Source organism: Phytomonospora endophytica (assembly GCF_014202425.1).
Classification (GTDB): Bacteria; Actinomycetota; Actinomycetes; order Mycobacteriales; family Micromonosporaceae; genus Phytomonospora; species Phytomonospora endophytica.
In genome coordinates this window covers 374,925-400,953 of record NZ_JACHGT010000003.1, presented here as the reverse complement: position 1 = coordinate 400,953, position 26,029 = coordinate 374,925, and the positions used below count along the sequence as shown (strand labels likewise).

Genomic DNA, 26,029 nt, shown 5'->3' with positions numbered 1-26,029 from the left:
GCCACTACAGACCCATTGCCTCTCGGTGTTCGCATAGACGACGATCGTCGGCGAACCGGAATACGCGGGCGACCCAACCCGCGTTCCCGGCACACAACCGAGAAGGGAGCCGTCGTGCATAGCCCAACACGGCGATGGCGAACCACGTTAACCCTCACAGCGGCAGTCGTAGCACTGCCGCTTTTCCTGGGTCAGGGGATGGCATACGCCGACCCCGCCGACTCCGCGGCGCAAGCGGTCGCCAAGAAGGTCGACACCCAGGTCCTGTCCGAACTGTCCACCGACGGCCAGACCGACTTCTGGCTCCGCTTCGATGACAACGTCGACCTCAGCGCCGCGAGCCGGGCCGACTCCAAGGAAGCCAAGGGCGCCGCGGTCTACGAGGCCAAGACCTCCTACGCCGACCGGACCCAGAAGGAAGCCCGCGAACTGCTCACCGATCGCGGCATCGGCTTCCAGAGCTTCTGGATCATCAACACCATCAAAGTGACCGGCGACGCCGCACTCGTCGAGGACCTCGCCGTCCTCAGCGGCGTCGAGCGCATCGAACCCGATGCCGTGGTCCAGATCGAGGAGCCCAAGGCCGGCACCGACGAAGCCACCGTCGACGCCGTCGAGTGGAACATCGACAACATCAACACCCCCGCCGTCTGGGACCAGTACGGCGTCCACGGTGAAGGCATCGTCGTCGCCAACATCGACACCGGTGTCGACTACCTTCACCCCGCGGTGAACTCCAAGTACCGCGGCAAGAACGCCGACGGCACCTACAGCCACGACTACAACTGGTTCGACCCGACGGGTGTCTGCGACTCCGCCGCCGCCCCCTGTGACAACCACGGCCACGGCACCCACACCATGGGCACCATGGTCGGCGGCGAAGGCGCCAACACCATCGGTGTCGCCCCCGGCGCGACGTGGATCGCCGCCAAGGGCTGCTCCACCAACGGCTGCACCGAAAGCGACCTGATCGCCTCCGGTCAGTGGATCGTGGCGCCCACCGACGTCAACGGGAACAACCCCGACCCGTCGAAGGCACCGCACGTCGTCAACAACTCCTGGGGCGGCAGCCCGCCCAGTGACGACCCCTGGTACGAGGAGATCGTCCAGTCGTGGGAGGACGCGGGGATCTTCCCGTCGTGGTCCAACGGCAACGACGGCGACCTCGGTTGCAACACCTCCGGATCCCCCGGCAGGTACCCGGTGTCCTACTCCTCGGGCGCCTACGACATCAACAACGCCATCGCCTACTTCTCCGGACGCGGCCCCGGCCGCAACGGCGACGTCAAACCCAACCTGGCCGCGCCCGGCGTGAACGTGCGCTCGGCCAAGCCCGGCGGCGGCTACCAGTCGATGTCCGGCACCTCGATGGCCGCACCGCACACCACCGCCGTCGTCGCCCTCATGTGGTCGGCGGCACCGGCACTGATCGGCGACGTCGCCGCGACCAAGGCCCTCCTCGACGACACCGCGCGTGACACCGAGGACCTCGAATGCGGCGGCACCCTCGACGACAACCACGTGTTCGGTGAGGGCCGACTCGACGCCCTCGCGGCCGTCGAGGCCAGCCCCCGCGGCGGCACCGGATCCCTCTCCGGGACCGTCACCGGCGACGGCACCGCCCTCGCGGGCGCCACCGTCGTCATCGACGGGCCGATGGACCGCACCCTGACCACCGGCGCCGACGGCAAGTACAACGTGTCGGTCGCCTCGGTCGGCGACTACACCATCACCGCCAGCAAGTTCGGCTACGGCACCGAAACGGCGACCGGCACGGTCACCGAAGGACAGGCCACCGTCGTCAACCTCGCCCTCGAAGCCGTCCCCTCCGGCGACGTCGAAGGCGTCGTCACCGACGGCGGCGGACAGGGCTGGCCCCTGTACGCCAAGGTCTCGGTCACCGGCACCGACATGTTCACCTACACCGACCCCGCGACCGGTGAGTACGCGCTGACCCTGCCCAGCAGCCAGCACGTCCTCCACATCGAATCGGTCATCCCCGGCTACACCGCCGCCGACGTACCCGTCGACGCCTCCACCGGAGGCAGCGTCGACGTGGCACTGACCCCCGCGGCGTCGTGCACCACCCCCGGATACGAGTTCGACTACGGCAACCTCGCCCTGGCCGAGCGCTTCACCTCGACCTCCACCCCCGCGGGCTGGACCGTGGTGAACAACAGCACCACCGGCGGCATCCCCTGGGCCTTCAACGACCCGGGCGCCCGCAAGAACCTCACCGGCGGTGACGGCGGCTTCGCCGTCGCCGACAGCGACGAGTCGGGTTCGGGCAAGAACGTCGACACCGACCTGATCTCCCCGGCCTTCAACCTGTCCACGTCGGCGACGAAGGTCTTGACCTTCAACAGCGACCTGAACATGCTCACCCAGGACGTCGCCTCGGTGTCGGTCACCACCGACAACGGCGCGACCTGGTCGAAGCTGTGGGAGTACACCAACGGCCAGGACCGTCGCGGCCCGCGCGTGGAGAGCATCGACCTCTCCGCGATCGGCACCGCCACCGCCGTCAAGGTCAAGTTCCACTACGTCGGATCCTTCGACTGGTGGTGGGAGATCGACAACGTCCAGATCGGCACCCCCGACTGCGTCGCCACCGACGGCGGCCTCGTCGTCGGCAACGTCCTCGACCAGAACGCCGGCACCACCCTCAACGGCGCCAAGGTCACCGACACCGTCTCGGGAGCATCCGCGATCACCGCGGCCACCCCCGACGACACCCAGCTCGCCGACGGGTTCTACTGGCTGTTCACCGACGCGACCGGGCCGCATGACCTGACCGCGTCCAAGAGCGGCTACGTCGCCGACACCAACACCGTCGACGTCGCCAACCACGGCACGACCGAAGCCGACTTCACCCTCGGCGCCGGACGCATCGTGGTCGACAAGACCCAGCTCGACTCCGTGGTCACCCTCGGCGCCGGCTGGACCCACGACGTCACCTTCACCAACACCGGTACCGCACCGGCGACCATCGAGATCAGCGAGAACGGCGGCACGTGGACCGCGTCGGGCGCAGGTGCTCCCTTCACCGTCCTCAACCCCGACCAGAAGGCCGACCTGTCGGCCAAGCCCGCCACCGCACCGGCCAAGCCGGAGTCGACCACCGACTCCTCGGTGACCGCCGATGACGCCTGGGCCCCGATCGCCGACTACCCCGTCGAGGTGTTCGACGCCACCGCCGCCTACGGCGACGGTGTCCTCTACGCCGTCGGTGGAACCGTCGACGAGGCCCAGACCGGTGCCGGTTACAAGTACAGCGACGGTGCCTGGACGCCGATCGCCGAGATGCCCACCGCGCGCAACCAGCCGCAGGCGGAGTACATCGGCGGGAAGCTCTACGTCGCCGGCGGCTGGCTGGAAAGCGGCGCCACGGCCACCCAGGTCGAGGTCTACGACCCCGCCAGCGACTCCTGGTCGACGGCCGCGGCCAACCCCACCGGCCGTGCCGCGGCGGGCCACGCCTCGGTCGATGGTGACCTGTACCTGGTCGGCGGCTGCGCCGACGACCAGTGCGCCATGAGCGACGACGTGGTCAGCTTCGACCCGGGCAGCAACACCTGGTCGACGCACGCCGCCTACCCGGTGCCCACGGCGTTCATCTCCTGCGGTGGCCTCGAAGGCACCCTGGTGTGCGCCGGTGGCTTCGATGACCAGTCCCCGACGACCGGTGCGTACGCCTACGACCCGGCGGCCGACGCGTGGACGGCTCTGCCGAACATGCCGCTGTCGCTGGCCGGTTCGGCGTACTCGGCGGCCAACGGGAAGCTCGTCATCTCCGGTGGCTGGCTCAACGGTGCCGGCACGACCAACGCCACGGTGGCGTTCGACAAGGCCTCCGGTGCCTGGGAGACCCTGCCGAACAACACCGCCCCGCGTGCGCGCACGACCGGCGCCTGCGGATTCTTCAAGGTCGGCGGCTGGCAGACCAACTGGATCGGCACCAACGACGCCGAAACCCTCGGCGGCCTCGACGACTGCGGCGGAAGCGCCGACGTCCCGTGGCTGAAGGAATCGGTCCAGACCGCCACGATCCTGCCGGGTAAGTCCAAGACGGTGAGGGTCACCACCTCGGCGCGCGCCGCCGACGGCGTGACCCAGCCCGGGACCTACACCGCGGGCCTGTCGGTCAAGACCGGCACCCCGTACGGCGCGCTCGCGATCGGCGTGAAGATGCTGGTGGCACCCACCGCCAACCTCGGCAAGCTGGTCGGCACCATCTCGGGTAAGGCCTGTGACGGATCGATCTCGGTCATCACCGGCGCCCAGGTGCAGGTCAAGAACGTCGCGACCGGTGTCCGCACCGATCTCAAGACCGACGCCAAGGGCAACTACGCCTGGTGGTTCGCAGCCGCGAAGTACCAGGTCATCGTCAGCAAGGACGGCTGGGCGGCCGACGTGGCCGTGTTCACGTTGAAGAAGCAGCAGGTCAACACGCTGTCCTTCACGCTGGACAAGCTCGGCTGCACCGCGACGAAGGTCGAGGGCGGCTGGCTCGTCCCACTCGTCTAAGCAATCCCTGACGGGGCCGCCGTCTCCGCACCCGGCGGAGACGGCGGCCCCCGCCTCCATCCCATGCCCAACGCAAGGAGTGCCCCGATGAAAACCCTCACCAAGGCCGCCTTCGCCGCCGCCGCGCTGTCGATCCTGACCGCGGCCGCCGCCTCACCCGCCCAGGCCGCCCCCACCGAGATCATCGCCACGATCCGCGTGCCCAACCCCGACCCGGCCGGCATCGCCTTCGAAGACTTCCACGTCCGCCTCATCGAAGACGTCGACATCCAAGACGCCTACGCATCCCTCGAAGGCCGCAACGACGACCCCGTCCACGGACGCATCGCCGGCAACGCCGACAACCCCGGCTACATCTGGGGCCTCGACCCCAAAGACGTCGCCTTCGCCTCATCCCACATCGGGATCTGCTTCAACGGCATGCCCAGCGCCGTGGCCACCCTCCCCGGCACCATCGAGTACTACTGCCCGGCCGGGTCCTACGTCACCGCCATCACCGAAGCCTGACCCGCGCCCCTGACTCACCGGCCCCGCGCCCACCGGCGTGGGGCCGGGTGCGTCTCACCAGTCGTACCCGGCCTTCCACAACGCCTCCGCCAAGGCCTTCTGCCCGGCCAGACTCGGATGGAAGTAGTCGATCGCCGACACCTCGTCCAACCCCAGTTGCGCACCGAACACCGCGCCACCGTCGAAACGACACGCCGCGTAGTTGGCACACGCGGCCGCCAAGGCCGCGTTGTACTCACCGATCAACGACAGCACCCCCTGCCGACGCTGCTCCACCCCCGCCTCATCCGAAGCGGCATCACCCAGCATCTGCGCGCACAGATCCAACCCCCACACCCACAACGCCCGCTCGTTGTCCCGCCCGGCCTCCCACAACGCGTACAGGTTCGGGATACTCGCCACCAAAACCCGCACATCCGGCGCCGCCGCCGTCAACACCCCCAGCGACCGATCCACATAAGACCCGAACTCCACCGCACCCACCGGCGTGGCATCACAGGCGTCATTGGCGCCGATCAGAATCGTCACGTACTCGGCCCCACCGGCGGCCAACTCCGCCTGCCCCGGCAAGTCGGCGACCTTCGCACCGTTCTCGGCGAAATTCGACGACACCACCCGCTGCCCGGGATGCGCCGCCTCCAGACGCTGGAAATGACTCCCCACCGCCGGATCGGTCCCCGTCGCCCAGTTCGCCTCCACGCACTCACCGATCGTGGCGCACGCGTTGACACCTCGGCTGATGGAGTCACCCAAGGCCGCGATCGACGTCGGCGCATCCGGGTTGGGATCACCGGCATCGACCGGCGGCAGACTCGACGAACCCGGCGGGGGAGTCTCGGCACTACCCGCAGACTCCAACCCACAGCCCGACAACAGCAACGTCACCGCGACGCCCAGCGCGAGGAATGTACGGCGCATCGTGTGGCCCCCAAAGGTCTCGCGTCCCGCCATGGGGATCGACGATAACCCACAGACGCCCCGGGACTAATCTGTGCGCGGTATCCCGACAGAGCTGAGGAGACACGATGGCGACGGCATCGACGACCACGGTGGCCCGCGAAGAACTCCACGACTTCATCAGGCCACGCCACAAGGCACTCCTGTCGACCACCCGCGCCGACGGCCGCCCGCAACTCTCCCCGGTCTCCTGCGGCCTCGACGCCCACGGCCGCATCGTCATCTCCACCTACCCCCAGCGCGCCAAGGCCCGCAACATCCGCAAAGACCCCCGCGTGTCGGTGTGCGTCCTGTCCGACGACTGGAACGGCGCCTACGTCCAAACCGACGGCACCGCCGAAGTCCTCGACCTGCCCGACGCCCTCGACGCCCTCGTCGACTACTACCGCGTCATCTCCGGCGAACACCCCGACTGGGACGACTACCGCACAGCCATGACCCGCCAGGGCAAATGCCTCATCCGCGTCACCATCCAACGCTGGAGCCCCATCTCCACCGGCGGATTCCCCGCCCACCTCAACATGGACTAAGACGCCGTCACGAAGTCGATGAGCTCCTCCACCCGACCCACCAGCGCCGCCTCCAGATCCCGGTAGTCACCCACCGACGCCAGAATCCGCGCCCACGCCTCACCGGTCTCACAACCCCACCCCAGCGCCTCGACCACCCCCTCCTTCCACGGCCGCCCCTTGGGCACCACCGGCCACGCCGCGATCCCCACCGCCGACGGCCTCACCGCCTCCCACACATCCACGAACGGATGCCCACACACCAGCACATGCTCACCCGACACCCGCGAAGCGATCCGCGTCTCCTTCGAACCCGGCACCAGATGATCGACGAGGACCCCCAAACGCCGACCCGGCCCCGGCGCGAACTCCGCCACGATCGCCTCCAGATCGTCCACACCCTCCAAGAACTCCACCGCCACCCCCTCGACACGCAGATCATGCCCCCACACCCGCTCCACCAAAGCGGCATCGTGGACACCCTCCACATAGATCCGGCTCGCCAAGGCGGTCCTGGCCCGCAACCCCGCCACCGCCGTCGACCCCGACGCACTCAGCAACCGGCCTACACCGGCCCCCTTCGGCCGCGCCAAAGTCACCGCCTCACCATCGATGAGGAACCCACCCGGCAACAAAGGAAACACCCGCCTGCGCCCATGACGATCCTCAAGAGTCACTGAATCCTTCCCGCACTCCACCACCAGCCCACAAAACCCGCTGACGGCCTCCTCGGCCACGACCTCGCCGGTCGCCTCCACCACCGGCACGACCCGCCGCCGCGCCCGGCCACCACCGGCCAGAACGTCGTCTCCATAACGCATCCCCACAGTCTCCCAAACCCACCTCGCCATCGACGAGCACCCATCTTTGCTGACACACTCGTCCACACCAGACGAAAAGGAGCACTCCCGTGCAGCACCGGAGACTGTTCACCACCGCCGCCATCGCGGCCTTAACCCTCGCCCTGACCCCCACCACCGCCGCCACCGCCGCACCTGACACCACCCCCTACTACTGGAACATCACCGGCCCCGCCGCCACCCTGACCACCCTCGGCGACCACGACCTCGACATCGCCCACACCGAACCCGACGGCTCGGCCACCGTCATCGCCGACACCGCCACCGCCCGCGACCTCAAGAACCAAGGCCTCGACGTGTCCTTCATCGACACCGTCTACAAACCCGTCCCACCCGGCACCCAAGCCGCCGACACCTACTACGGCGGCTACCACACCACCACCGCCCACGAAACCCACCTCACCCAGGTCGCCGCCACCTACCCCACCCTCGCCACCGTCTACGACATCGGCGACTCCTGGCGCAAAACCCAAGGCCTCGGCGGACACGACATCAAAGCCATCTGCATCACCAAGAAACAAACCGGCGACTGCTCCCTGGCACCGCAGTCGACCAAACCCCGCTTCTCGATGATCGCCCAGATCCACGCCCGCGAACTCGCCACCGGCGAAGTCGCCTGGAAGTTCATCGACCTGCTCACCACCGGCTACGGCACCAACCCCCGCATCACCGCACTCCTCGACACCACCGAGATCTGGATCGTCCCCATCGCCAACCCCGACGGCGTCGACATCGTCGCCACAGGCGGCAACAACCCCAAGCTCCAACGCAAAAACGCCCACACCGGCGGCGGCTGCACCGGCACCTCCATCGGCGTCGACCTCAACCGCAACTCCACCTTCAAATGGGGCGGCGGCGGATCCTCATCCAGCCCCTGCTCCGAGGTCTACCGCGGCGCCACCGCCGGCTCCGAACCAGAAACCCGCGCCCTGGAGAACTGGTTCAAGGCCATCCACCCCGACCAGCGCGGCACCGGCGACACCACCCCGGCACCCTCCACCGCCCGCGACGTCATGATCACCCTCCACTCCTACGGTGGCTACGTCGTCATCCCCTGGGGCTGGACCGCCGCCGACGCACCCAACGACACCGCCCTGCGCACCCTCGGCCAGAACATGGCCGCCTCCAACGGCTACTACGTCGGCAACGGCCCCGAAACCGTCGGCTACACCTCCGCCGGCGTCACCGACGACTTCACCTACGGCGTCCTCGGCGTGGCCAGCTACACCTTCGAAATGGGCGCCGACTTCGGCACCTGCGGCGGCTTCACACCCGCCTACTCCTGCATCAACTCCCAAATCTGGCCCGGCAACCGCGACGCCCTCCTCACCGGCGCCGAAGCCGCCGACAGCCCCTACAACTAGCCCCCACCCGCCCGCCGGCACCCCCGGCGGGCGGGCACAATGCACACCGTGACCGCCAAACCGGCCCCCGGCCGCCTCATCCTCACCGGCCTCGCCACCTGGCTCATCCTCGCCGTCATCGCCCCACCACTGGCCAGCGGACGACTCCCCAACCCACCCGTCCTCGCCCGCGACACCACCCCCGGCCACCCCATCGCCCTCACCACCGGCGACGGCATCGGCGACTGGATCACCTTCTACACCGACATCCTCACCGTCACCATCGCCTGCGGCCTGCTCGCCCTCATCGCCGCGACCGCGATCATCGCGATCCACCCCGGGATCGGCCGCTTCGCCGCACCGGTCGTGTTCCCCCTGGCGATGCTGTGGCCCGCCCGGCCGCTGATGGCCGTCATCGACCCCGACAACGCCGACTGGCCCGGCGCCTACCTGTCCGGTGGTGCCCTCGTGGCGCTCCTGGCCTGCCACTTCCTCGCCGGCAACGCCTACGCCACCTTCATCACTCTGCGCACAAAGCCCTCCACCGCACAAGCGGTGGAGGGCGTGAACTAGGGGAGTGTCTCAGCCCGTCAAAGGCTCACCCTCGCCGTCACCGTGGACATCGGCGTGCGCCGCCGGGATCGACCCCAGCCGGCCCGCCTGGAAGTCCTCGAAGGCCTCGACGACCTCGGCCTTGGTGTTCATCACGAAAGGCCCGTACATCGCGATCGGCTCCCGAATGGGCAGCCCGCCCAGGATGTACACGTCCAGCGCGGAGTGCCGCGAGTCCTGACGCTCATCGGCCGCGATCGTGATCGAGTCCCCGGCACCGAACACCGCCAGCTGCCCCGCACCGATCGGACGCGCCTGCGCTCCCACACTCCCGTCACCGGCCAGGACATAGGCCAGCGCGTTGAAGTCGGCGCGCCACGGCAAGGTCAGTGACGCCCCCGGCGCGATCGTGGCGTGCACCAGCGTGATCGGCGTGTACGTCGAACCCGGACCGGCGTGACCGTCGACCTCACCGGCGATGACCCGCACCAGCGCGCCACCGTCGCCCGAACTCAGCAACGCCACCTTCTCACCGGTGATGTCCTGATAGCGCGGCGCGGCGAACTTCTTGTCCCGCGGCAGGTTCACCCACAACTGCAGCCCGTGGAACACCCCGCCGGAGGCCACCAGATGCTCCGGGGGAGTCTCGATGTGCAGGATCCCCGCACCCGCCGTCATCCACTGCGTGTCACCGCCGCCGATGAGGCCACCGCCCCCGTTGGAGTCGGAGTGCGCCATCTCCCCGTCGATCATGTACGTCACCGTCTCGAAACCCCGGTGCGGGTGCCACGGCGTCCCCTTCGGCTCACCCGGGGCGTACTCGACCTCACCCATCTGGTCCATGTGCACGAAAGGGTCGAGCGCGCGCAGGTCGACACCGGCGAAGGCCCGGCGCACCGGGAAGCCCTCGCCTTCGAAGCCTTTCGGCGCCGTCGTCACCGACACCACCGGGCGCGCCCGGTCGGTCGAAGGGTCGAGCGTCCTCACCCGGGGGAGGGCGAGGGGGTTCTTGGCGGTCACGGCCGGCATGACGATCCACCTCCACGAAATGTTGTTACGTCAGCAACTCTAGCAAAGGATGCTGACACGTCAACTATTCCCGTACCCTCACCCCCATGAGCAACCTCGACCAACACCCCACCGAAACCACCTGCGGCGGAACCCAACACACACCCACCACCCCCACCCTCGAACTCATCCACGGCCACAACGTCGCCCTCGGCGGCACCCGTCACACCACCGTCCACCGCACCCTCCCCGACCGACAACGCCGCATGATCGGCGCCTGGTGCTTCAACGACCACTACGGCCCCAACCCCACAACCACCACCCCCATGGACGTACCCCCACACCCACACACCGGACTACAAACCGTCTCCTGGCTCATCCAAGGCGCCATCAACCACAACGACAGCGCCGACCACCACCAAACCTTCACCGCAGGCGAACTCGCCATCATGACCGCCGGCCACGGCATCACCCACTCCGAACAAACCCTCACCACCCACCCCACCACCCACGGCTACCAACTCTGGACCGCACTACCCGACAACACCCGCAACACCACCCCACACTTCGACCACCACCCCCACCTCCCCGCAGACGACACCACCACCCTCATCCTCGGCACCCACAACGGCACCACCAGCCCCGCACCCACCTACACCCCCCTCATCGCCCTCCAACTCCAACTACCACCCCACACCACCCACACCACACCCCTCGAACCCGACTTCGAACACGGCATCACCACCGCCACCGGCCACGCCACCATCGACCACACACCCCTCCCACCCGGCCCCCTCCTCTACCTCGGTACCAACCGCAAAAGCCTCACCATCACCACCCACGACCAACCCACCACCCTCCTCCTCATCGGCGGCCAACCCTTCGAAGAACACATCGTCATGTGGTGGAACCTCATCGCCCGCGACCACGACGAGATCACCACCGCCCGCACCCAATGGCAAAACCACGACCCCCGCTTCGGCACCGTCACCGGCTACACCGGAAACGGCCAAAGACTCACCGCCCCACCCATGCCCACCACCCGACTCAAACCCCGCGGCCGCACCCGTTGATACCGTGAACCACATGGCACTAGAGATCACCGACCACCACGTACCCACCGACGGCCCCGAAGCCAAAGCCGGAGACACCGTCGCCGTCCACTACACCGGCACCCTCCACACCGACGGCACCCAGTTCGACAGCTCCGCCGGAGCCGCACCCATCACCTTCACCCTCGGCGCCGGCCAGGTCATCCAAGGCTGGGACCAAGGCCTGCTCGGCATGCGCCCCGGCGGCAAACGCACCCTCGTCATCCCACCCGAACTCGGCTACGGCGACCAGGGCTTCCCCGGCGCCATCCCGCCCAGCTCCACCCTCGTCTTCGACGTCGAACTCGTCGCCATCAAGTAACAACGCACACCAAAAAGGGCCCGGCGGGGTGTGTCCGCCGGGCCCTTCGCCCTATCCGCCTAAACCCACCCCGCCGAATCCACCCCACCCGGCACCACACCCGCCGGACCATACGGCTCCCGCGTGTACACGAACGTCCCCACATCCAAATGACTCACCACACCCACCCCATCACGCACCACCCGCAAAACCTCACCGGTGTAATACCCGTCAAGACCCGTCCACGTCCCATCCCCGTTCGGCCGGAACCGCGCCCCACGCCCACCAGACCGCCCCAACGAGAACAACTCCAGCCACCCCTCCCGCAACAACCGCACCCCCGACGGCGCCGCACCCCAATACCAAGGCCCCACCACCTCCAGCAACCCCGGATCCACACCCACCTCCGGCGACCACTCACCAGGCATCGGCGGCTCCAACTCACCCAACGCCGACAACAACGACGCCGCCACCCCCGACTTCTCCGACGACGTGCAGTTCATCAACGCCACCGCACCCGACGACCACTCCCGATCCACCACGATCCCCGCCAAATACCCCGGCACCGAACCCCCATGCCCCACCAGCCGACGCCCCCCAGAACGCCACAACTGCACACCCAGCCCATACCCACCCGTCCACGCGTCCCCATCAGACACACCCACCGGCTCACACATCTCCGCCAGCGTGTCACCCGACAACACCCCACCGGTATCACCCGACAAGAACACCGCCCACCGCGACAAATCCGCCACCGTCGACCACAACTGACCCGCCGGACCCATCGCACCCAGATCCTGCACCGCCTCGGTCAGCACCACATCCGCCCACGGATGCACCGCGAACCCCCTCGCGAACGCCCCCGACGGCTCCAACACCGTCCGCGACATCCCCAGCGGCCCCAGCAACTCCGCCCCCAGAACCTCCCACCACCCCGCACCCCGCACCCGCTCCACCAGCTCGCCCAGCAACGCGTAACCCGGGTTCGAGTAATGGAAACCCCCACCGGCACGCGACACCACCGGATCAGCCGACAAGCGCTCGTGCATCTCCTCGCGATCCACGCCCGGCACCCGCTCCCACCAAGATCCCGGCAACTCCGCAACGACACCGCCGGTGTGCGCCAGCAACTGACCGACCGTCCGGTCGCCGACCGCCGACCCCGGCACATGCTTGTCCAGCGAATCGGACAGATCCACCAGCCCCTCGTCGCGAAGCCGCATCACCAGCACCGCCACCATCGTCTTCGTCAACGACCCGATCCGGTACTGCGTCCCCACATCGGGAACCACACCCTCGACACGCCCCCGCGCCCCCGACCACGCCAGCCCACCACCACGCGAAACACCCGCCACCAGCGAAGGCATCCGCCCCACCGACTGAGCCTCGGCCACGACCCGCTCGAACCGCCGCGCCGTACCGTCCAGCACACCCTGAGAAGACATGCCGGACACCCTACCCGCGATCACCACCGGTCAACCGGCCCACGAAACCGTAGGTCGGGTTCGCCCGCGCCGCCTCCCGCAACTCCCGCGCCGTCGCCTTGATGTACCCCTGCGACGCCGCCAAAGACCGATGCCCCAGCAACTCCATGATCTCGGTCGCCGAAGCCCCCGACTGACCCAGCTTCGTCGCGAACGTATGCCGCAACGCGTGCACCAAAGCCCCACGCTCCACCCGGTCATCGATCCCCGCCGAGCGATACGACTGCTTCACCAGATACTGCAACTGATTCCGCGTCAACGCCTCACCACGATGATCCACCCACAACGGCGACCGCGGCGGAAGCGGCGAACGCTCACCCGGCAACCGCGCCGCCCGCGTCGACAAGTACTCCGCCAGCAAACGCTCCAACGGCACATCGACCGGAACGACCCGATCGGCATCACCCTTGCCACCACGGACCACCAAACGCTGCTCGCCTTCGGCGCCGGCCAGGTTCCCGACCGACAGGCCCAGCAGCTCCGCCGTGCGCAGGCCGGTGAGGAGAAGCGTCGCCACGACCGCGAGGTCGCGTTCCAGCCAGGGATTGCGGGCCTTGCGGGCGCCGGCGGCGATCGCCGACAGGAGGCGCTCGGCGGCGTCCTCGCCGCGCAGGGGCTTGGGGGAGCGGTCGGGGAGTTTGGGCCGGGCGACTCCCGACATCGGGTTGCCGTCGAGGATCCCGTCGCCGACGCAGAAGGCGAAGAAGGTGTTCCACGTCGACCAGGCCCGCGCGATCGACGACTTCGCGCGGGTGGAGGCGTAGTCGGCGAAGGCCAGCCGCAGGACCCGGGGAGTGAACAGGGAGCAGGGGAGGGGAGTGGTGGTCTTCTGCTGCTCGGTCACGATCCGTGCGATCGCGGTGAGGTCGCGCCGGTAGGCCGCGACGGTGTGGGGGGAGTCCTTACGCGGAGCCCGCGAAATGAAGAAGGCCTCCACCGCCGACTCGAAAAGCATGCGTCCCTCCACGGGAGATGGTGACGGGGCTGACGACACGGCGACAACGGGTTGGCAACGGAACGACGAGGTAAGAATGGTGCAGGGGTGTGACATTCCGGATGGCGGGGTGGGGTTCGGAGGCGGGGGAGCGGGGGAGTAATGGATCTTGCGAGGGGTCTCTGTGCGGCCGGCCGGTCGCGGGGGATCGGTCGAGGGCGCGTTCCGTTCGACGGGGCGGGTCGTTGCACCGCTAGTGCGTAGAGCAGCCACCCTAACGACGTGGCGCGAGGTGGAGGCGCGGCCGGGGACCGCGGTCGGTGGGGAAGTCCCGTCGGCGAGCGAAACTCACCTCTCCCCCTCTCCCCTAGGTCAACATCGTAATTTCCACATAAGGGTAGTTATGTGGAAATTGCGGCAATTTTCGGGTCGAGTGTCCGTTTCGACTCCTTGGCCGGAGCGGCCTTCATGAGAGGTCCAGTGAGGGCCGCGAGTGAACCGTCCCTAGGGGGATCAGCACGGTCCGCAGGGTTCTCGGGCGCTCTGAGGGTCGGGGAGTGCGATTCGGGCATCGCCACGGCGATCAAAGCGGAGCCGCGAAATCCGAGTCAGCGTCACGTCCAGGCCGCACCGGCTCGCGATAACGCGCGGCGGACCCGTCTGGGGTCCATCGTGAGATCCGCTTGGCCACCACGGCTGTCGTCGAGCCTTCGGCGCGGCTGCGTCTCGACGGCCGGGCCCGCACGTACTCTGTCCGTCGTGGAACGCACGGAGTTCACCGGAACCCTCATGGGGCATCACGCGCACGCCGGTGACCCCTCTCGGCCCTCCTCGATTTACGTTTGATAATCACCATTATGTCAATATGTAAAGTTGCGGGCCCTCCCCGCACTACCAAGCTCCCACGCGCCTCTTGACCGCTCAGGGCCGTACAGGCCCTTCTTGTTGGCACCGAACGGTGGACGGGTGCGCGTTCGTGGCGCGATTGGCCGCCAAGGCCGGAAACCCCGCCCGTGCCGGGCCGATCCGCCCAGAGGTTCTCCGGTGCCGGCGCTCCAGAACGCACGGCCGATGTGTCCTCTCCGGCGCCGTCTCCTTGACCCCTCTTGATCTTGACTCGTTCAAGATGCACCCCGCGACGCCTTCCGTCCCCCCGTCGCCACCGCCTCTCCCCCACGCGGCCGGTATGTGAACCGCGGCATGAAGTACTGCGTGATCGGCCCGATCGCCAGGGCGTAGAGCACCGTCCCCACACCGACCGTCCCGCCGAGGAGCCAGCCGACCACCAGGACGCTCAGCTCGATGAGCGTTCGGGTGAGCCGGATGGAACGTCCCGTGGCGGCGGCCGTGCCGGTCATCAGCCCGTCCCTCGGCCCCGGCCCGAGCCGGGCTCCGACGTAGACGGCGATCGACAGTCCGTTCAGGACGATCCCGCCGACCAGGAGCGCGGCCCGTACGTACAGGTCCTCCCTCACGGGGATGACGGCGAGTCCGAGGTCGAAGGCGACGGCCAGGACGGCGATGTTGGCCACGGTCCCGATCCGGGGTCGTTGCCGGAGCGGGATCCACAGTAGGAGAACGAGCACGCCGACGAGGGCGCTGACGGTCCCGAAACTGAGCGGAACGTGCCTCTCGACGCCTTCGTTGAGCACCGTCCACGGGTTGAGGCCCAGGGCGGCGCGGATGGTCGCGGCGGTGCTGATGCCGTAGAGGGCCAGGCCCGCGAAGAGCTGGGTGAGGCGCCTGGCCGGCTGTTGGTGGAGGGGAACGTAGGTGAGCGGGGTGGCCATTGGACCGAGTCTGTAGCGTGATTGGCCTGGGATGCTGGGCCAATTCGAGGAGAGTGGCATGGCCGGTGTGGGAGCGCGACGTCTGGCGGGGATGCTGCCGTCACCGGCGGGGCCCGGTCCGGTCTACCGGCACTGGGCCGAGGCGATTGGCGGGCTGGTGCTCGACGGGCGCATCGGGCTGCACGTACGCCTGCCCGCCGAGCGGGAACTGGCGGCGGCGCTGGGAACGAGCCGCACGACGGTGACGGCGGTGTACGACCTGTTGCGGGCCAATGGTTTCGCGCGGAGCCGCCGGGGCGCGGGGACGTGGACGGCGTTGCCGGAGGGCCGTTCGGCGCGGGTGGCGCGGCGGCTGTTGGGGCCCGACGAGGTGGCGATCGACTTGGCGCGGGCCGCGCCCGGCCTGCCGGAACCGCTGCTGGCCGAGGCCCTCGCCGAGGTCGGTCCGCGTCTGGCCGAGCGGGCGCGGTCGGCGGGCTATCACCCTTTCGGGCTGCCGGAGCTGCGGGCGGCGGTGGCCGAACGCTTCACCCGGCGCGGATTGGCGACGACACCGGAGCAGGTGCTGGTGACCTCCGGGGCGCAGCACGGACTGTCGCTGGTGCTGGGTCTGCTCTGCGGTCCCGGTGACCGGGTGCTGGTGGAGAACCCGACCTACCCCAACGCGCTGGAGGCGATGCGGCGGGCGCGGTTGCGGCCGGTGCCGGTTCCGGTGACCGACGCCGGATGGGACGTGGAGATCGTGGAGTCGACCTTGCGGCAGGTCGTGCCGAGGCTGGCGTACCTGATCCCGGACTTCCAGAACCCGACCGGCCGCCTCATGCCCACCGAGGAGCGCCTTCGGGTGTTGCGGGCCGCGGCGGGTGCCGGGACGTGGCTGGTGATCGATGAGGCGATGGCGGAGCTGGCGCTCGACGTGGAGGCCCCGGCGCCGACGGCCTCGCTGGCGGGTGGCGCGAAGGTGGTGACGGTCGGGTCGATGAGCAAGACGCACTGGGGCGGGTTGCGGATCGGGTGGGTGCGGGCTTCGGCGCGGCTGGTCTCGGAGCTGGCGGCGCAGCGGGTGGCCGTGGACATGGGCGGTTCGGTGCTTGATCAGTTGCTGGCGCTGGTGTTGCTGGAGCGTGGCGAAGGGCTGCTGCGGGAGCGTCTCGCGGGTTTTCGGGAAGGGCGGGCGGCGTTGACCGAGGCCCTCGTCGAGCATCTGCCGGGGTGGTCGTGGCGAGTGCCTGCGGGTGGGTTGTCGTTGTGGGTGGATTTGGGTGAGCCGGTGGCGTCGGTGGTGGCCGATGGTGCGCTGGGGCGTGGGGTGCGGATCGAGGGTGGTGGTTTCTTCGGGGTGGATCCGGGGGTGTTCGAGCGGCGTCTGCGGATTCCGTACACGTTGTCGCCGGGGGTGTTGCGGGAGGCGGTGCAGCGTATGGCGGGTGTGCTGGCCGATGGTGGGGTGGCGTCGGTGGTGGGGCGGGGGCATTGGATCGCCTGAGCTAGGCACTGTACCGTCCAGACGGTATAGTGCTGCGTATGTCCGATACTCGAACGCGGCTTCTGGACGCCGCGACACAAGTGATGTTGACCGGTGGGGCGCAGGCCCTGACCCTCGACGCGGTCGCGGCCGCCGCCGGGGTGTCGAAAGGCGGGCTCCTCTACCACTTCCCCGGCAAGCAGGCGCTGGTGGCGGGGATGGTGGAGCGTTTCGTCGGGCAGTTCGACGCGGCCCTGCGTGTGGCGGGCGACTCCCCCGGTGCGGCGACCCGCGCCTATCTGGAGGCCACGATCTCCCCCGGTGCTTCCCGTGCGGGCGCCGAGGCCGACGCGGTGACGGCGGCGTTGTTCGCCGGGGCGCTGGTCGACCCTGAGGCGTTGGTCCCGCTGCGCGCGGCCTACGAACGGTGGCAGGCGAGGCTGGCCGACGACGGCATCGATCCGGTGGTGGCCACGGCCGTGCGGCTGGCCGTCGACGGGTGGTGGCTGGCGCGGCTGGTGGGCCTGGCTCCCCCGGCGGCCGGTCTGCATGAGCGGGTGCGGTCGTTGCTGCTGTCGATGACCGAAGGGGGCGAGTGATGGCGTGGGGTCTGCTGGGAGTCGCGGTGGTGACCGAGGTGGTGGCCACGCTGTCGTTGCGTGGGATGGCCGGTGGTGGGAAGGGCTGGCTGGTCGCGGTCGTGGTCGTGGGGTACGTCGTGTCGTTCAGTGTGATGGCGCTGGCGTTGCGGTCGCTGAACGTGGGGGTGGCGTATGCGATCTGGTCGGGTGTGGGGACGGCCGGGGTGTCGCTGGCGGCGGTGTGGTTGTTCGGTGAGCGGCTCAACGCCGTCGCGGTGGGCGGGATGGCGCTGATCGTGGCGGGTGTGGTGGTGCTGGTGTCGTCGGGGGCGACGTCGCATGGCTGAGCGCTGGGTGAAGCGGTGCATGCTGGTGACCGATCTCGGTCTGCTGGCGTATTGGGTGGCGACGGCGACGCGGTTGATCGCGCCTTATCCGGCCGAGGTGCTCGTCGACTGGAACTGGTCGTTTCTCGGGCTCGACGTGATGGTGAGTGTGACGGGCTTGGCGGGGTTGTGGTTGCTGCGGCGGGGAAGCGATGTGGGGCGTTGGCTGATGCCGGTGTCGCTGGCCTTGACGCACGCGGCGGGTCTGACCGCGCTGAACTTCTGGGTTCTGCGCGGTGAGTACGCCCTGGGGTGGTGGTTGCCGAACCTGTGGCTGGCGGTGTTCCCGGTGGTGGCGCTGGTGGTCCTGTGGCGGTCTAGTCGAACTGGAAGGAGCGTTTCGCCAGCCCGTACCAGTATCCGTCCACGACGGCCTTCTGGCTGAGGGGTTTGTCCTCGCTGGCGCCGAGCGCGACGAAGAGGGGTGCGTAGTGCTCGGTGCGGGGGTGGGCGATGCGGGCGGCGGGTGCCTTGTGCTGGAAGTCGATGAGGGCGTCGATGTCGCGGGTGGTGACGGCGTGGTTGGTCCACTCGTCGAATTCTTTCGACCAGGCGGGTGCGTCGCCGGCGGCGGCGGGGTCCATTTCGCGGAGGTTGTGGGTGGTGAAGCCGCTGCCGATGATGAGGACGCCTTGGTCGCGCAGGGGTGCCAGGGCGCGGCCGAGTTCGTAGAGTTCGCGGGGGTCGAGGGTGGGCATGGAGATCTGCAGGGTGGGGATGTCGGCGTCGGGGTACATCTCGACGAGGGGGACGTAGGCGCCGTGGTCGAGGCCGCGTTCGGGGTCGTCGTGGGCTTTGCCGCCGAGGAGTTTGCGGATGTCGGCGGCGAGTCGGGGTGCGCCGGGGGCGGGGTAGGTGACGTCGTAGTAGTGCTGTGGGAAGCCCCAGAAGTCGTAGACGAGGGGGATGGTGCGGGTGGCGCCGATGGTGAGGGGTTGGGCTTCCCAGTGGGCGGAGACGATGAGGATGGCTTCGGGGGTGGGGAGGTCGGTGGACCAGTCGGCGAGTTGGCGGGTCCAGAGGGGGTCGTCGGCGAGGGGTGGGGCGCCGTGGCTGAGGTAGAGGGTGGGTGTGCGGGTCATGGGGTGCTCCGGTTTGGTTGAGGGTTCAAGTGTGAGCCTAACGCGGGTTGGTTGAGAGTTCAAGTTTTGGGTTAGGGTGGCGGGATGACGCGATGGCTGGATGAGGACGAGCAGGAGTTGTGGCGGGCTTACCTGTGGAGCTCGCGTTTGCTGTTCGAGGCGCTCGACCGGCAGTTGCAGCGGGACGCGGGTCTCCCCCACGCCTATTACATGATCTTGTCGGCGTTGTCGGAGGCGCCGGGGCGTGAGTTGACGATGACGGAGCTGGCGGGGACGGTGCGGGGTTCGGCGTCGCGGTTGTCGCACGCGGTGGCACGGCTGGAGGAGTCGGGGTGGGTGGCGCGTGAGCGGCTGGCCGGTGACCGTCGTACGACGGTGGCGCGGTTGACCGCCGAGGGGCTGGCGGTGGTGGTGGCGGCCGCTCCGGGGCATGTGGAGACGGTGCGGCGCTTGTTGTTCGATCCTTTGGGTGAGGGGCAGGCCGAGGAGCTGCGGTCGGCGTTTCGGGCGGTGCTGGGGCGGCTGGATCCCGAGGCGGGGTCGCCGGCGGCGCGGTGGTCAGGCCGTGCGGGTGCGGCGGTGGGCTCCGGTGACCTCGATGGCGACCAGGACGGCCAGGATCGCGCCGGTGGCCACGGCGGTGAGGGGTAGTCCCGCGGTGGGTGCCAGTGCGGTGGCGGCCAGGACGGCGAGGGCTCCGGCGGCCAGGAGGCGGACGCGGACCCAGTCGCAGTTGGCTTCGGCGATGGAGTCGAACAGGGCCGACATGCCCAGGAAGACCGCGGCGGGGACGGTGATGGCGCCGCCGAGGATCCAGGCGGAGGGCCGGGTGTGGTGGCCGGCTTCGGCGATGTGCTCGGCGGCCAGGGCGAGGCCGGCGCCGACGGCGGCGACCGCGGCGAAGACGAGGAGGTGCCCGTAGCCCCACAGGTACTGCTGCCAGCGTTTCCCGGCCGGTGCGGTGTTGGTCTGGTAGTCGAAGTAGAGCCACCAGATCGCGAAACAGGTGACCAGGCCGCCGCCGGCCAGGACGAGGAGTTCGATGAGGTGGCCGCCTTTGTCAAGGCCGGCGGTGATGGCCATGGTCGCGGCGGTGATCGTCTCGCCGAGAACGATGATGGTGAACAGGCCGTAGCGTTCGACGAGGTGGCCGGTGTGGCCGCCGGTGCGCGCGTCCCACCCGGCGAGTGCGGGTGTGGCGATGTCGAAGGCGAACCAGATGATCCAGGCGGGGATGATCCATGCCTTGGGGACGGCGAGGAAGGCGATCCAGCCGAGTTGGCATATGCCGTTGAGGATGATCGTGCGGGTGGCGACGGTGCGGAGGGGGTCGGTGGTGTGGCGTCGGGCGCGGATCCATTGGGCGATGTAGGCGGTGCGCATGACGACGTAGGAGATGACGGCGACGCGGAAGTCGAGGTTGGCCATGGCGGGGATGCCTGCGGCGAGGCCGAGGGATCCGGCGATTTGGACGATGGTGAGCAGGCGGTAGGGGACGTCGTCGGTGTCGAAGAAGTTCGCGAACCAGGTGAAGAGCATCCAGGCCCACCAGATGGCGGCGAAGGTCATGAGGTAGGCGACGGTGCCGGTGGGTGTGTGGTCTTCGGTGATGGCGTGTTCGAGGTTTTTGGCGGCTTGGGCGACGGCGACGACGAAGGTGAGGTCGAAGAGGAGTTCGAGGCTGGTGGCGGGTCGGTGGCCTTCGCCGGGGTCGCGGCGGGTCATGGTGGTGATCCAGGGGCGGCCGGGTCGGGCGTGGGCGGGCATCGGGCGTCCTTTGTGGGTCACGGTTGGGTGTCGGAGCATGGTCAGGATAGGCGTATGGGCGCCGGTGCGATTGAATTGGCGCGATGAGTGCCGTGACTGGTTGGGATGAGGTGTCGGCCGCCGCGGGTGTGGCCGGTGCGTGTTTCGTGTGCGAGTTGGTGGCCGGGAATCCGGACTTCGCCCACCATGTGGCCTATCGGGATGCGGCCACGATCGTGTTCTTGAATCGTTTTCCGTGGTGTGAGGGGCATGTGCTGGTGGCGCCGGTGGCGCATCGGGAGCATGTGGTGGGTGATTTCTCGATGGAGGAGTTCGCGTCGTTGCAGCGGGTGTTGTACGCGGCGGGGCGGGCGTTGGGCGAGTATGTCGAGGCCGATGGGTTGCGGGTGTCGGTGACGGGTGCGTCGGGGCATGTGCATTGGCATGTCAAGCCGGGTACCGGGGATGGGCCTGAGGAGCCGGTCGTGGTCGATGAGGCGGCGTTGGCGGCGTTGGCGCACAAGATGAGGGCGCGGATCAGGTGGTTGCTGGCCGCCGGTGGGGCCAGTGTTCCGGTAGTGCGACGGTGATGGTGTCGGGTGGTCCGGCGAGGTAGGCGGCGGCTTTCGGGCGGGTGATCTCGTTGAGGCGCGGCCTCGATTATGGTGGCCGGATGCCGATTCTTGTGGTGGTCACCGGTCCCCCGGCGGCGGGTAAGTCGACGTTGGCGGCGCGTCTGGCCGATGATCTGGGTTTTGTGCTGCTGGCCAAGGACGCGTTGAAGGAGGCGATCGCCGAGGGGTGGGGTGTGTCCACTCTCGATGAGAGTCGCCGGGCGGGGGCGGCGGCGGTTCGGGCGTTGTACGCGATGGGTGCCGAACTGTTGGGGCGGGGTGTTTCGGTGGTGATGGAGTCGGCTTTTCATCGTGGTCTGGCCGAGGCGGATCTGGTGGGGTTGCTGGCGTTGGCCGAGGCGGTCGTGGTCGATTGCCGTGCTCCGCGCGCGTTGTGTCTGGAGCGGTATGTGGCCCGGGCGGGGTCTGTGGAGCGTCATCGGTGTCATTTCGATGCCGAGCGGGTCGCGGCGGGGGCTTTGGACTGGGGTGTGTGGGAGCCGTTGGATCTGGATGTGCCGACCTTGCGGGTCGATACCACTGAGGGGTATGTCCCGGCCTATGACGACGTGGTCTCGTTCACGACGACGGGTGTCGTACCGTTGAGCGCATGACGACGCTGCGACTGGCCGATGAGCTGATGCTGATCGCCTACGACGATGAGAAGGGCAACAACCGGGCCACCGGTCTGGATCTGGGGCTGGCCGGGGCGCTGCTGCTGGAGTTGGCGCACGCCGAGCGCATCGACGTCGACGGTAAGAAGATCGTGGTGGTCGATGCCGCGCCGATCGGCGAGGAGTTCGCCGACGAGGCGCTGGCGCTGATCGCCGCCGACAAGCCGCGCAACGCCCAGGCCTGGGTGACGAAGCTGTCGAAGGGTTTGGCGGCGAAGGTCCGCCAGAGGCTTCTCGACGCGGCGATCCTGCGCGAGGAGAAGCACAAGTTCCTCGGTGTCATCCCCTACCGCTACTACCCGGCGGTGAGCATGACCGCTGAGAACGAGGCCCGTGAGCGTCTGTCGCGCGCGGTGGGCAACGGTGTCGCGCCCGACGCGCGGACGGCCGCGCTGGCGGGGCTGGTGCGGGCGACGTCGCTGCACAAGGCGGCACTGCCGGGCCTGTCGGGTGGGGACGCCAAACGCGCGATCAAGACGGTGGCGGAGAACGGGTGGGCCAATGAGGCCACCCGTAAGGCCATCGAGGCGACCCAGGCGGCGGTGACCGCGGCGATCATGGCGGCCGTGACGGCCAGCACGGTCGCGGCGGCATCAAGCGGCGGGGGCTGAGCCGCGCCCGTCGGCGGGCGCGAACACCTCCAGGGCGTCGACGTCGCTGTAGCGGCCGCGGAGGTACTCCCCCGTCCAGTCCTCGACGCCCGCGTAACCCGATCCGGCGATCACCTCGGCGCACACCGCGTCGGCGTCGAGGGGTGTGCGCCGTAGCGTCACCCCGGGCCCGAGGAGGGCCCAGTAGGCGCCGGGCGGGCCGTAGGGCATGCCGACCGAGCCGGGGTTGACCACGGTGCGGTTGGCGGCCAGACGCGTGAACGGCATGTGGGTGTGCCCGCACACGATGGTGGTGACGGTGCCGGGCAGGTCGGCGAAGACCTCGATGTAGCGTGCCGGGCGCGAGTCGACCAGCAGCATCTCGGTGTCGTCGCGGGGTGTGGCGTGGCAGAACAGCACCTCCCCCAGCCCGTCGACGTGGCGGGTGAGGGTGGTGGGCCACGACCGCATCCAGGACCGCTGTTGGCTCGTGAGCCGCGCCGCCGCCCAGGGGCCGATCTCGTCGGGAAACACCGCGGTCGTGCCGGGGTACCAGTCGGCGAGTTCGCGGTCGGCGTTGCCGCGGATGTAGGAGACGCGTTCGCCGAGTGCGGCGAGGCGGTCGAGGACGGCGGTGGGCTGGGGGCCTGCGGCTACGTCGCCGGTGATGATGATGTGTTCGGCGTTTTTCACGTCGGGTTCGGCGAGGACGGCGTCGAGGGCGGGGAGGACCCCGTGGATGTCGGAGAGTACGGCGATGGTCATGCTCGCAGCCTGCCCGCGGGTGCGGGCGGGCTGCGAGCCGGTTCGCTGCGGGCGAACGGGTGATCAGGCGGTGACGGTGGTGGTCTGCTTGTCTTCGCTGGGGATGAGGATCCACAGGGCGAGGTAGATCAGGACCTGGGTGCCCGGCAGCAGGAGTGAGGCGATGGTCAGGACGCGCATCGTGGTCGGGGTGGTCCCGAAGCGTTCGGCCAGTGCGGCGCACACGCCAGCGATGACGCGTCCCTGCGTGGGGCGGGTGAGGTTTTCATCAGGTGGTGCTCCCTTCCGGTCTGTGTCAATCGTGGCCGGGCCGGGGGCCGGTGGCGTCGTCCTGGGGGTGGGCGGTGCCCTGAGGATTCCCTGACGCGGGGTGCCTAGGGGTCGCGGCGCCAGGCGGTGACGGTGAAGACCGGTTCGGGGCGGGCGCGGTGTTGGTCGGGCAGCAGGCGCATCGCCGTGGCGGCTTCGTCGACGGCGTCTTGGGTCAGGCCGGGTGTCCATTGGAAGTGGCGGCCCGATTCCAGGTGCGCGGTGAACCCGGCGGGGGTGCGGCCTTGCCCGGTGCCGGTGAAGGTGGCCGTGGCGTGGGGGTGGACGCCCAGGGGTGCCAGGACCTCGGTGAGGCGCTGGGGGTCGTCGCCGGTGTCGGGGGGCAGGGCCACGGTGGCGTGGAGGCGGTTGACGATGACGTCGATGTCGCTGCCGACGTCGTGGCCGGCGTTCTTGTCGGTGGTGGTGGCGAAGATCCCGCCGGGGGCGAGGACGCGGGCGGCTTCGCTGGCCACGGCGTCGGCGAGTGCGGAGGGGATCAGGTGGAGCAGCCAGGAGCAGATGGCCGCGGTGAGGGACCGGTCGCCGAAGGGCAGGGCGGTGGCGTCGGCGCGCAGGGCGTTTCCGGGGAGGCGCCGGTCGGCCAGGGCGAGCATTCCGGCGGAGGCGTCGACGACGCAGACGTGGCGGTGGGGGGTGGCCAGTTCGGCCGAGACGATGCCGGTGCCGCCGCCGAGGTCGGCGATGGTGCCGGTGGTGGGGAGGAGGGTGTGGAAGGCGGTGGCGGCGGCGCGGGCGCGTTCGATGCCGCCGCGGGTGGCGTCGTAGACGGCTGCTTCGGTGTCGTAGTCGAGCATCGGGGGTCCCCTGGTCCTTTTCGGCGCGACAGCGGCGTCGATGTTTGGTTAGGGTCGCGTCATGATTGATCACCACTATCCCCCGCCGTTGCGGGCGGGCGACAAGATCGCGGTGCTGTCGGCGGCCGCTGGGCTGCCGGGTGTGCTTCCTCTTCCCTTCGATTTGGGTCTGGAGCGGTTGCGGGCCTTCGGTCTCGAACCGGTGGAGTATCCCACCACGCGTGTCATGGGGGCTTCGGCGGCCGATCGTGCGCGGGACGTCAACGCCGCCTTCGCCGATCCCGAGATCAAGGGTGTGCTGGCCAGTATCGGCGGTGACGACCAGCTCACCGTCATTCCGTATCTGGACGCCGCGGTGATCGCGGCCAACCCGAAGCGGTTCTTCGGGTACAGCGACAACACCAACCTGCTGGACTTCTTGTGGCGGCAGGGGGTGGTGGGTTTCCACGGTGGTTCGGTGATGGTGGAGTTCGGGCGTCCGGTGGGCATGCACCCGGTCACCGAGGCGAGCCTGCGCGCGGCGATGTTCGCGCCGGGCGAGTACGTGCTGAGCGAGTCGGGGTCCTATGGCGACGTCAACCGTGACTGGGCTGATCCGGTGACGTTCACGCTCGAACCGGACAGTGAGGCCGCGCCGCCGTGGGAGTGGCATGGGCCGCCGCGGGTCGTGGAGGGCATCACGTGGGGCGGGTGCCTGGAGATCGTGGAGATGCTCCTGGCCGCCGGGCGCGTCGACGACGGTGCCTTCGGTGATGGTGGGGTGCTGCTGCTGGAGACGACCGAGGAGCTGCCGTCGGCGGATGTGGTGTTTCGTTGCGTGCGCAACATCGGTGAGCGGGGTCTCCTCGACCGTTTCGACGCGTTGCTGCTGGCGCGGGCCAAGGCGTGGTCGTTCGAGGCGCCCAACGATGTCGGTGTCAAGCGCGCCTACCAGTCCGAGCAGGCCGAGGCGGTGCTGCGTGCGGTGGCGCCTTACCGGCCGGACATGCTGGTGGTGACCGGTGTCGACTTCGGTCACACCGATCCGCAGGTCGTGCTGCCTTACGGTGGACGGGTGCGCGTCGACGGATCGGCGCGCGCGATCACCGTCACGTACTGACACGACACGAAGGGGGCCCGCCGTGGGGTTTGCGGAG

27 protein-coding genes are annotated in these 26,029 nt (G+C 69.0%); 16 read left to right on the top strand and 11 right to left on the bottom strand.

What is annotated here, in order from left to right; translation table 11 throughout:
* Positions 1-198: 198 nt before the first annotated feature.
* A complete protein-coding gene (locus HNR73_RS08215) occupies positions 199-4,527 on the top strand; it encodes a S8 family serine peptidase (RefSeq protein WP_184786690.1) in 4,329 nt (1,442 codons plus the stop codon).
* Between the two features lie 87 nt (positions 4,528-4,614).
* Positions 4,615-5,034 carry a BP74-related protein gene (locus tag HNR73_RS08210; RefSeq protein ID WP_184786689.1) on the top strand — a complete coding sequence of 140 codons (420 nt, stop codon included), beginning with the start codon at positions 4,615-4,617 and terminating at the stop codon, positions 5,032-5,034.
* Positions 5,035-5,088: 54 nt separating this feature from the next.
* On the opposite strand, the gene HNR73_RS08205 is transcribed toward HNR73_RS08210, so the two are convergent.
* Positions 5,089-5,985 carry an SGNH/GDSL hydrolase family protein gene (locus HNR73_RS08205; RefSeq protein ID WP_184786688.1) on the bottom strand — a complete coding sequence of 299 codons (897 nt, stop codon included), beginning with the start codon at positions 5,983-5,985 and terminating at the stop codon, positions 5,089-5,091.
* 74 nt (positions 5,986-6,059) lie between these two features.
* On the opposite strand from HNR73_RS08205, the gene HNR73_RS08200 reads away from it, so the two are divergent.
* Complete coding sequence (locus tag HNR73_RS08200) at positions 6,060-6,521, top strand: PPOX class F420-dependent oxidoreductase (RefSeq protein WP_184786687.1); 462 nt, start codon at positions 6,060-6,062, stop codon at positions 6,519-6,521.
* Here HNR73_RS08200 and HNR73_RS08195 read toward each other — a convergent pair.
* Positions 6,518-7,327 (bottom strand): DUF3097 domain-containing protein, encoded by an 810-nt coding sequence (locus tag HNR73_RS08195; protein WP_203685807.1) that lies wholly within the window; start codon positions 7,325-7,327, stop codon positions 6,518-6,520. The genes HNR73_RS08200 and HNR73_RS08195 overlap by 4 nt on opposite strands.
* Before the next feature lie 83 nt (positions 7,328-7,410).
* Between HNR73_RS08195 and HNR73_RS08190 the strand changes: the two genes are divergently transcribed.
* Both HNR73_RS08190 and HNR73_RS08185 read left to right on the top strand, forming a co-directional pair.
* Positions 7,411-8,724 (top strand): M14 family zinc carboxypeptidase, encoded by a 1,314-nt coding sequence (locus tag HNR73_RS08190; protein WP_203685809.1) that lies wholly within the window; start codon positions 7,411-7,413, stop codon positions 8,722-8,724.
* Positions 8,725-8,772: 48 nt separating this feature from the next.
* On the top strand, positions 8,773-9,276 hold the full coding sequence (locus HNR73_RS08185; protein ID WP_184786685.1) for a hypothetical protein: 504 nt from the start codon (positions 8,773-8,775) through the stop codon (positions 9,274-9,276).
* A 9-nt stretch (positions 9,277-9,285) separates the two neighbouring features.
* On the opposite strand, the gene HNR73_RS08180 is transcribed toward HNR73_RS08185, so the two are convergent.
* Positions 9,286-10,284, bottom strand: a complete 999-nt coding sequence (locus tag HNR73_RS08180; RefSeq protein ID WP_184786684.1) for a pirin family protein — start codon at positions 10,282-10,284, stop codon at positions 9,286-9,288.
* Positions 10,285-10,370: 86 nt separating this feature from the next.
* On the opposite strand from HNR73_RS08180, the gene HNR73_RS08175 reads away from it, so the two are divergent.
* Together HNR73_RS08175 and HNR73_RS08170 are read left to right on the top strand one after the other, a co-directional pair.
* Positions 10,371-11,336: a pirin family protein gene (locus tag HNR73_RS08175; RefSeq protein WP_184786683.1), complete on the top strand. Its 966-nt coding sequence runs from the start codon at positions 10,371-10,373 to the stop codon at positions 11,334-11,336.
* 13 nt (positions 11,337-11,349) lie between these two features.
* Complete coding sequence (locus tag HNR73_RS08170) at positions 11,350-11,676, top strand: FKBP-type peptidyl-prolyl cis-trans isomerase (protein ID WP_184786682.1); 327 nt, start codon at positions 11,350-11,352, stop codon at positions 11,674-11,676.
* A gap of 59 nt (positions 11,677-11,735) precedes the next feature.
* Here HNR73_RS08170 and HNR73_RS08165 read toward each other — a convergent pair whose 3' ends face one another.
* From HNR73_RS08165 to yczE, 3 genes are all read right to left on the bottom strand, one after another.
* Positions 11,736-13,100, bottom strand: a complete 1,365-nt coding sequence (locus HNR73_RS08165; RefSeq protein WP_184786681.1) for a serine hydrolase domain-containing protein — start codon at positions 13,098-13,100, stop codon at positions 11,736-11,738.
* A 10-nt stretch (positions 13,101-13,110) separates the two neighbouring features.
* Positions 13,111-14,094: a tyrosine-type recombinase/integrase gene (locus HNR73_RS08160; protein ID WP_184786680.1), complete on the bottom strand. Its 984-nt coding sequence runs from the start codon at positions 14,092-14,094 to the stop codon at positions 13,111-13,113.
* Positions 14,095-15,194: 1,100 nt separating this feature from the next.
* A complete protein-coding gene (yczE, locus tag HNR73_RS08155) occupies positions 15,195-15,863 on the bottom strand; it encodes a membrane protein YczE (RefSeq protein WP_184786679.1) in 669 nt (222 codons plus the stop codon).
* 58 nt (positions 15,864-15,921) lie between these two features.
* Between yczE and yczR the strand changes: the two genes are divergently transcribed.
* The 4 genes from yczR to HNR73_RS08135 are packed head-to-tail and all read left to right on the top strand — an operon-like array spanning position 15,922 to position 18,680.
* Positions 15,922-17,349, top strand: a complete 1,428-nt coding sequence (gene yczR, locus HNR73_RS08150) for a MocR-like transcription factor YczR (RefSeq protein ID WP_184786678.1) — start codon at positions 15,922-15,924, stop codon at positions 17,347-17,349.
* A 38-nt stretch (positions 17,350-17,387) separates the two neighbouring features.
* Positions 17,388-17,927 carry a TetR/AcrR family transcriptional regulator gene (locus tag HNR73_RS08145; protein WP_184786677.1) on the top strand — a complete coding sequence of 180 codons (540 nt, stop codon included), beginning with the start codon at positions 17,388-17,390 and terminating at the stop codon, positions 17,925-17,927.
* Positions 17,927-18,256 (top strand): DMT family transporter, encoded by a 330-nt coding sequence (locus HNR73_RS08140; RefSeq protein ID WP_184786676.1) that lies wholly within the window; start codon positions 17,927-17,929, stop codon positions 18,254-18,256. The genes HNR73_RS08145 and HNR73_RS08140 overlap by 1 nt, the downstream gene beginning before the upstream one ends.
* Entirely contained in the window at positions 18,249-18,680 is a 432-nt protein-coding gene (locus HNR73_RS08135; RefSeq protein WP_184786675.1) for a DUF5360 family protein, read from the top strand. The genes HNR73_RS08140 and HNR73_RS08135 overlap by 8 nt, the downstream gene beginning before the upstream one ends.
* On the opposite strand, the gene HNR73_RS08130 is transcribed toward HNR73_RS08135, so the two are convergent.
* Entirely contained in the window at positions 18,613-19,377 is a 765-nt protein-coding gene (locus tag HNR73_RS08130; protein WP_184786674.1) for a dioxygenase family protein, read from the bottom strand. The genes HNR73_RS08135 and HNR73_RS08130 overlap by 68 nt on opposite strands.
* An 84-nt stretch (positions 19,378-19,461) precedes the next feature.
* Between HNR73_RS08130 and HNR73_RS08125 the strand changes: the two genes are divergently transcribed.
* Entirely contained in the window at positions 19,462-20,028 is a 567-nt protein-coding gene (locus tag HNR73_RS08125; RefSeq protein WP_184786673.1) for a MarR family winged helix-turn-helix transcriptional regulator, read from the top strand.
* Here HNR73_RS08125 and HNR73_RS08120 read toward each other — a convergent pair.
* Complete coding sequence (locus HNR73_RS08120; protein ID WP_184786672.1) at positions 19,936-21,144, bottom strand: low temperature requirement protein A; 1,209 nt, start codon at positions 21,142-21,144, stop codon at positions 19,936-19,938. The genes HNR73_RS08125 and HNR73_RS08120 overlap by 93 nt on opposite strands.
* Positions 21,145-21,227: 83 nt before the next feature.
* Here HNR73_RS08120 and HNR73_RS08115 point away from each other — a divergent pair, with 83 nt between their 5' ends.
* The 3 genes from HNR73_RS08115 to HNR73_RS08105 all read left to right on the top strand — a co-directional run bounded on the left by HNR73_RS08115 (position 21,228) and on the right by HNR73_RS08105 (position 23,022).
* Positions 21,228-21,713 carry an HIT family protein gene (locus tag HNR73_RS08115; RefSeq protein WP_184786671.1) on the top strand — a complete coding sequence of 162 codons (486 nt, stop codon included), beginning with the start codon at positions 21,228-21,230 and terminating at the stop codon, positions 21,711-21,713.
* An 83-nt stretch (positions 21,714-21,796) separates the two neighbouring features.
* Entirely contained in the window at positions 21,797-22,351 is a 555-nt protein-coding gene (locus tag HNR73_RS08110) for a P-loop nucleotide/nucleoside kinase family protein (protein WP_184786670.1), read from the top strand.
* Positions 22,348-23,022 carry a GOLPH3/VPS74 family protein gene (locus HNR73_RS08105; RefSeq protein ID WP_184786669.1) on the top strand — a complete coding sequence of 225 codons (675 nt, stop codon included), beginning with the start codon at positions 22,348-22,350 and terminating at the stop codon, positions 23,020-23,022. Before HNR73_RS08110 ends, HNR73_RS08105 begins: the two co-directional genes overlap by 4 nt.
* Here the strand turns inward: HNR73_RS08105 and HNR73_RS08100 are convergent.
* From HNR73_RS08100 to HNR73_RS39585, 3 genes are all read right to left on the bottom strand, one after another.
* The gene (locus tag HNR73_RS08100; protein WP_184786668.1) at positions 23,005-23,766 is read right to left on the bottom strand and encodes a metallophosphoesterase family protein; all 762 of its coding nucleotides are present in this window, start codon (positions 23,764-23,766) and stop codon (positions 23,005-23,007) included. The two genes, HNR73_RS08105 and HNR73_RS08100, sit on opposite strands and share 18 nt — an antisense overlap.
* A 63-nt stretch (positions 23,767-23,829) precedes the next feature.
* Positions 23,830-24,066, bottom strand: a complete 237-nt coding sequence (locus HNR73_RS39590; RefSeq protein WP_239121973.1) for a PspC domain-containing protein — start codon at positions 24,064-24,066, stop codon at positions 23,830-23,832.
* Positions 24,067-24,140: 74 nt separating this feature from the next.
* Entirely contained in the window at positions 24,141-24,893 is a 753-nt protein-coding gene (locus HNR73_RS39585) for a class I SAM-dependent methyltransferase (RefSeq protein WP_239121961.1), read from the bottom strand.
* 61 nt (positions 24,894-24,954) lie between these two features.
* Between HNR73_RS39585 and HNR73_RS08090 the strand changes: the two genes are divergently transcribed.
* Positions 24,955-25,992 (top strand): S66 family peptidase, encoded by a 1,038-nt coding sequence (locus HNR73_RS08090; RefSeq protein WP_184786666.1) that lies wholly within the window; start codon positions 24,955-24,957, stop codon positions 25,990-25,992.
* Positions 25,993-26,029 lie beyond the last annotated feature (37 nt).

Excerpts from the sequence above, each read along its gene's own strand:
- HNR73_RS08215 (WP_184786690.1), top strand. The coding sequence starts at position 199 with ATGGCATACGCCGACCCCGCCGACTCCGCGGCGCAAGCGGTCGCCAAG.
- HNR73_RS08210 (WP_184786689.1), top strand. The coding sequence starts at position 4,615 with ATGAAAACCCTCACCAAGGCCGCCTTCGCCGCCGCCGCGCTGTCGATC.
- HNR73_RS08205 (WP_184786688.1), bottom strand. The coding sequence starts at position 5,985 with ATGGCGGGACGCGAGACCTTTGGGGGCCACACGATGCGCCGTACATTC.
- HNR73_RS08200 (WP_184786687.1), top strand. The coding sequence starts at position 6,060 with ATGGCGACGGCATCGACGACCACGGTGGCCCGCGAAGAACTCCACGAC.
- HNR73_RS08180 (WP_184786684.1), bottom strand. The coding sequence starts at position 10,284 with ATGCCGGCCGTGACCGCCAAGAACCCCCTCGCCCTCCCCCGGGTGAGG.
- HNR73_RS08175 (WP_184786683.1), top strand. The coding sequence starts at position 10,371 with ATGAGCAACCTCGACCAACACCCCACCGAAACCACCTGCGGCGGAACC.
- HNR73_RS08170 (WP_184786682.1), top strand. The coding sequence starts at position 11,350 with ATGGCACTAGAGATCACCGACCACCACGTACCCACCGACGGCCCCGAA.
- HNR73_RS08165 (WP_184786681.1), bottom strand. The coding sequence starts at position 13,100 with ATGTCTTCTCAGGGTGTGCTGGACGGTACGGCGCGGCGGTTCGAGCGG.
- HNR73_RS08160 (WP_184786680.1), bottom strand. The coding sequence starts at position 14,094 with ATGCTTTTCGAGTCGGCGGTGGAGGCCTTCTTCATTTCGCGGGCTCCG.
- yczE (WP_184786679.1), bottom strand. The coding sequence starts at position 15,863 with ATGGCCACCCCGCTCACCTACGTTCCCCTCCACCAACAGCCGGCCAGG.
- yczR (WP_184786678.1), top strand. The coding sequence starts at position 15,922 with ATGGCCGGTGTGGGAGCGCGACGTCTGGCGGGGATGCTGCCGTCACCG.
- HNR73_RS08145 (WP_184786677.1), top strand. The coding sequence starts at position 17,388 with ATGTCCGATACTCGAACGCGGCTTCTGGACGCCGCGACACAAGTGATG.
- HNR73_RS08140 (WP_184786676.1), top strand. The coding sequence starts at position 17,927 with ATGGCGTGGGGTCTGCTGGGAGTCGCGGTGGTGACCGAGGTGGTGGCC.
- HNR73_RS08135 (WP_184786675.1), top strand. The coding sequence starts at position 18,249 with ATGGCTGAGCGCTGGGTGAAGCGGTGCATGCTGGTGACCGATCTCGGT.
- HNR73_RS08130 (WP_184786674.1), bottom strand. The coding sequence starts at position 19,377 with ATGACCCGCACACCCACCCTCTACCTCAGCCACGGCGCCCCACCCCTC.
- HNR73_RS08125 (WP_184786673.1), top strand. The coding sequence starts at position 19,462 with ATGACGCGATGGCTGGATGAGGACGAGCAGGAGTTGTGGCGGGCTTAC.
- HNR73_RS08120 (WP_184786672.1), bottom strand. The coding sequence starts at position 21,144 with ATGCCCGCCCACGCCCGACCCGGCCGCCCCTGGATCACCACCATGACC.
- HNR73_RS08115 (WP_184786671.1), top strand. The coding sequence starts at position 21,228 with ATGAGTGCCGTGACTGGTTGGGATGAGGTGTCGGCCGCCGCGGGTGTG.
- HNR73_RS08110 (WP_184786670.1), top strand. The coding sequence starts at position 21,797 with ATGCCGATTCTTGTGGTGGTCACCGGTCCCCCGGCGGCGGGTAAGTCG.
- HNR73_RS08105 (WP_184786669.1), top strand. The coding sequence starts at position 22,348 with ATGACGACGCTGCGACTGGCCGATGAGCTGATGCTGATCGCCTACGAC.
- HNR73_RS08100 (WP_184786668.1), bottom strand. The coding sequence starts at position 23,766 with ATGACCATCGCCGTACTCTCCGACATCCACGGGGTCCTCCCCGCCCTC.
- HNR73_RS39585 (WP_239121961.1), bottom strand. The coding sequence starts at position 24,893 with ATGCTCGACTACGACACCGAAGCAGCCGTCTACGACGCCACCCGCGGC.
- HNR73_RS08090 (WP_184786666.1), top strand. The coding sequence starts at position 24,955 with ATGATTGATCACCACTATCCCCCGCCGTTGCGGGCGGGCGACAAGATC.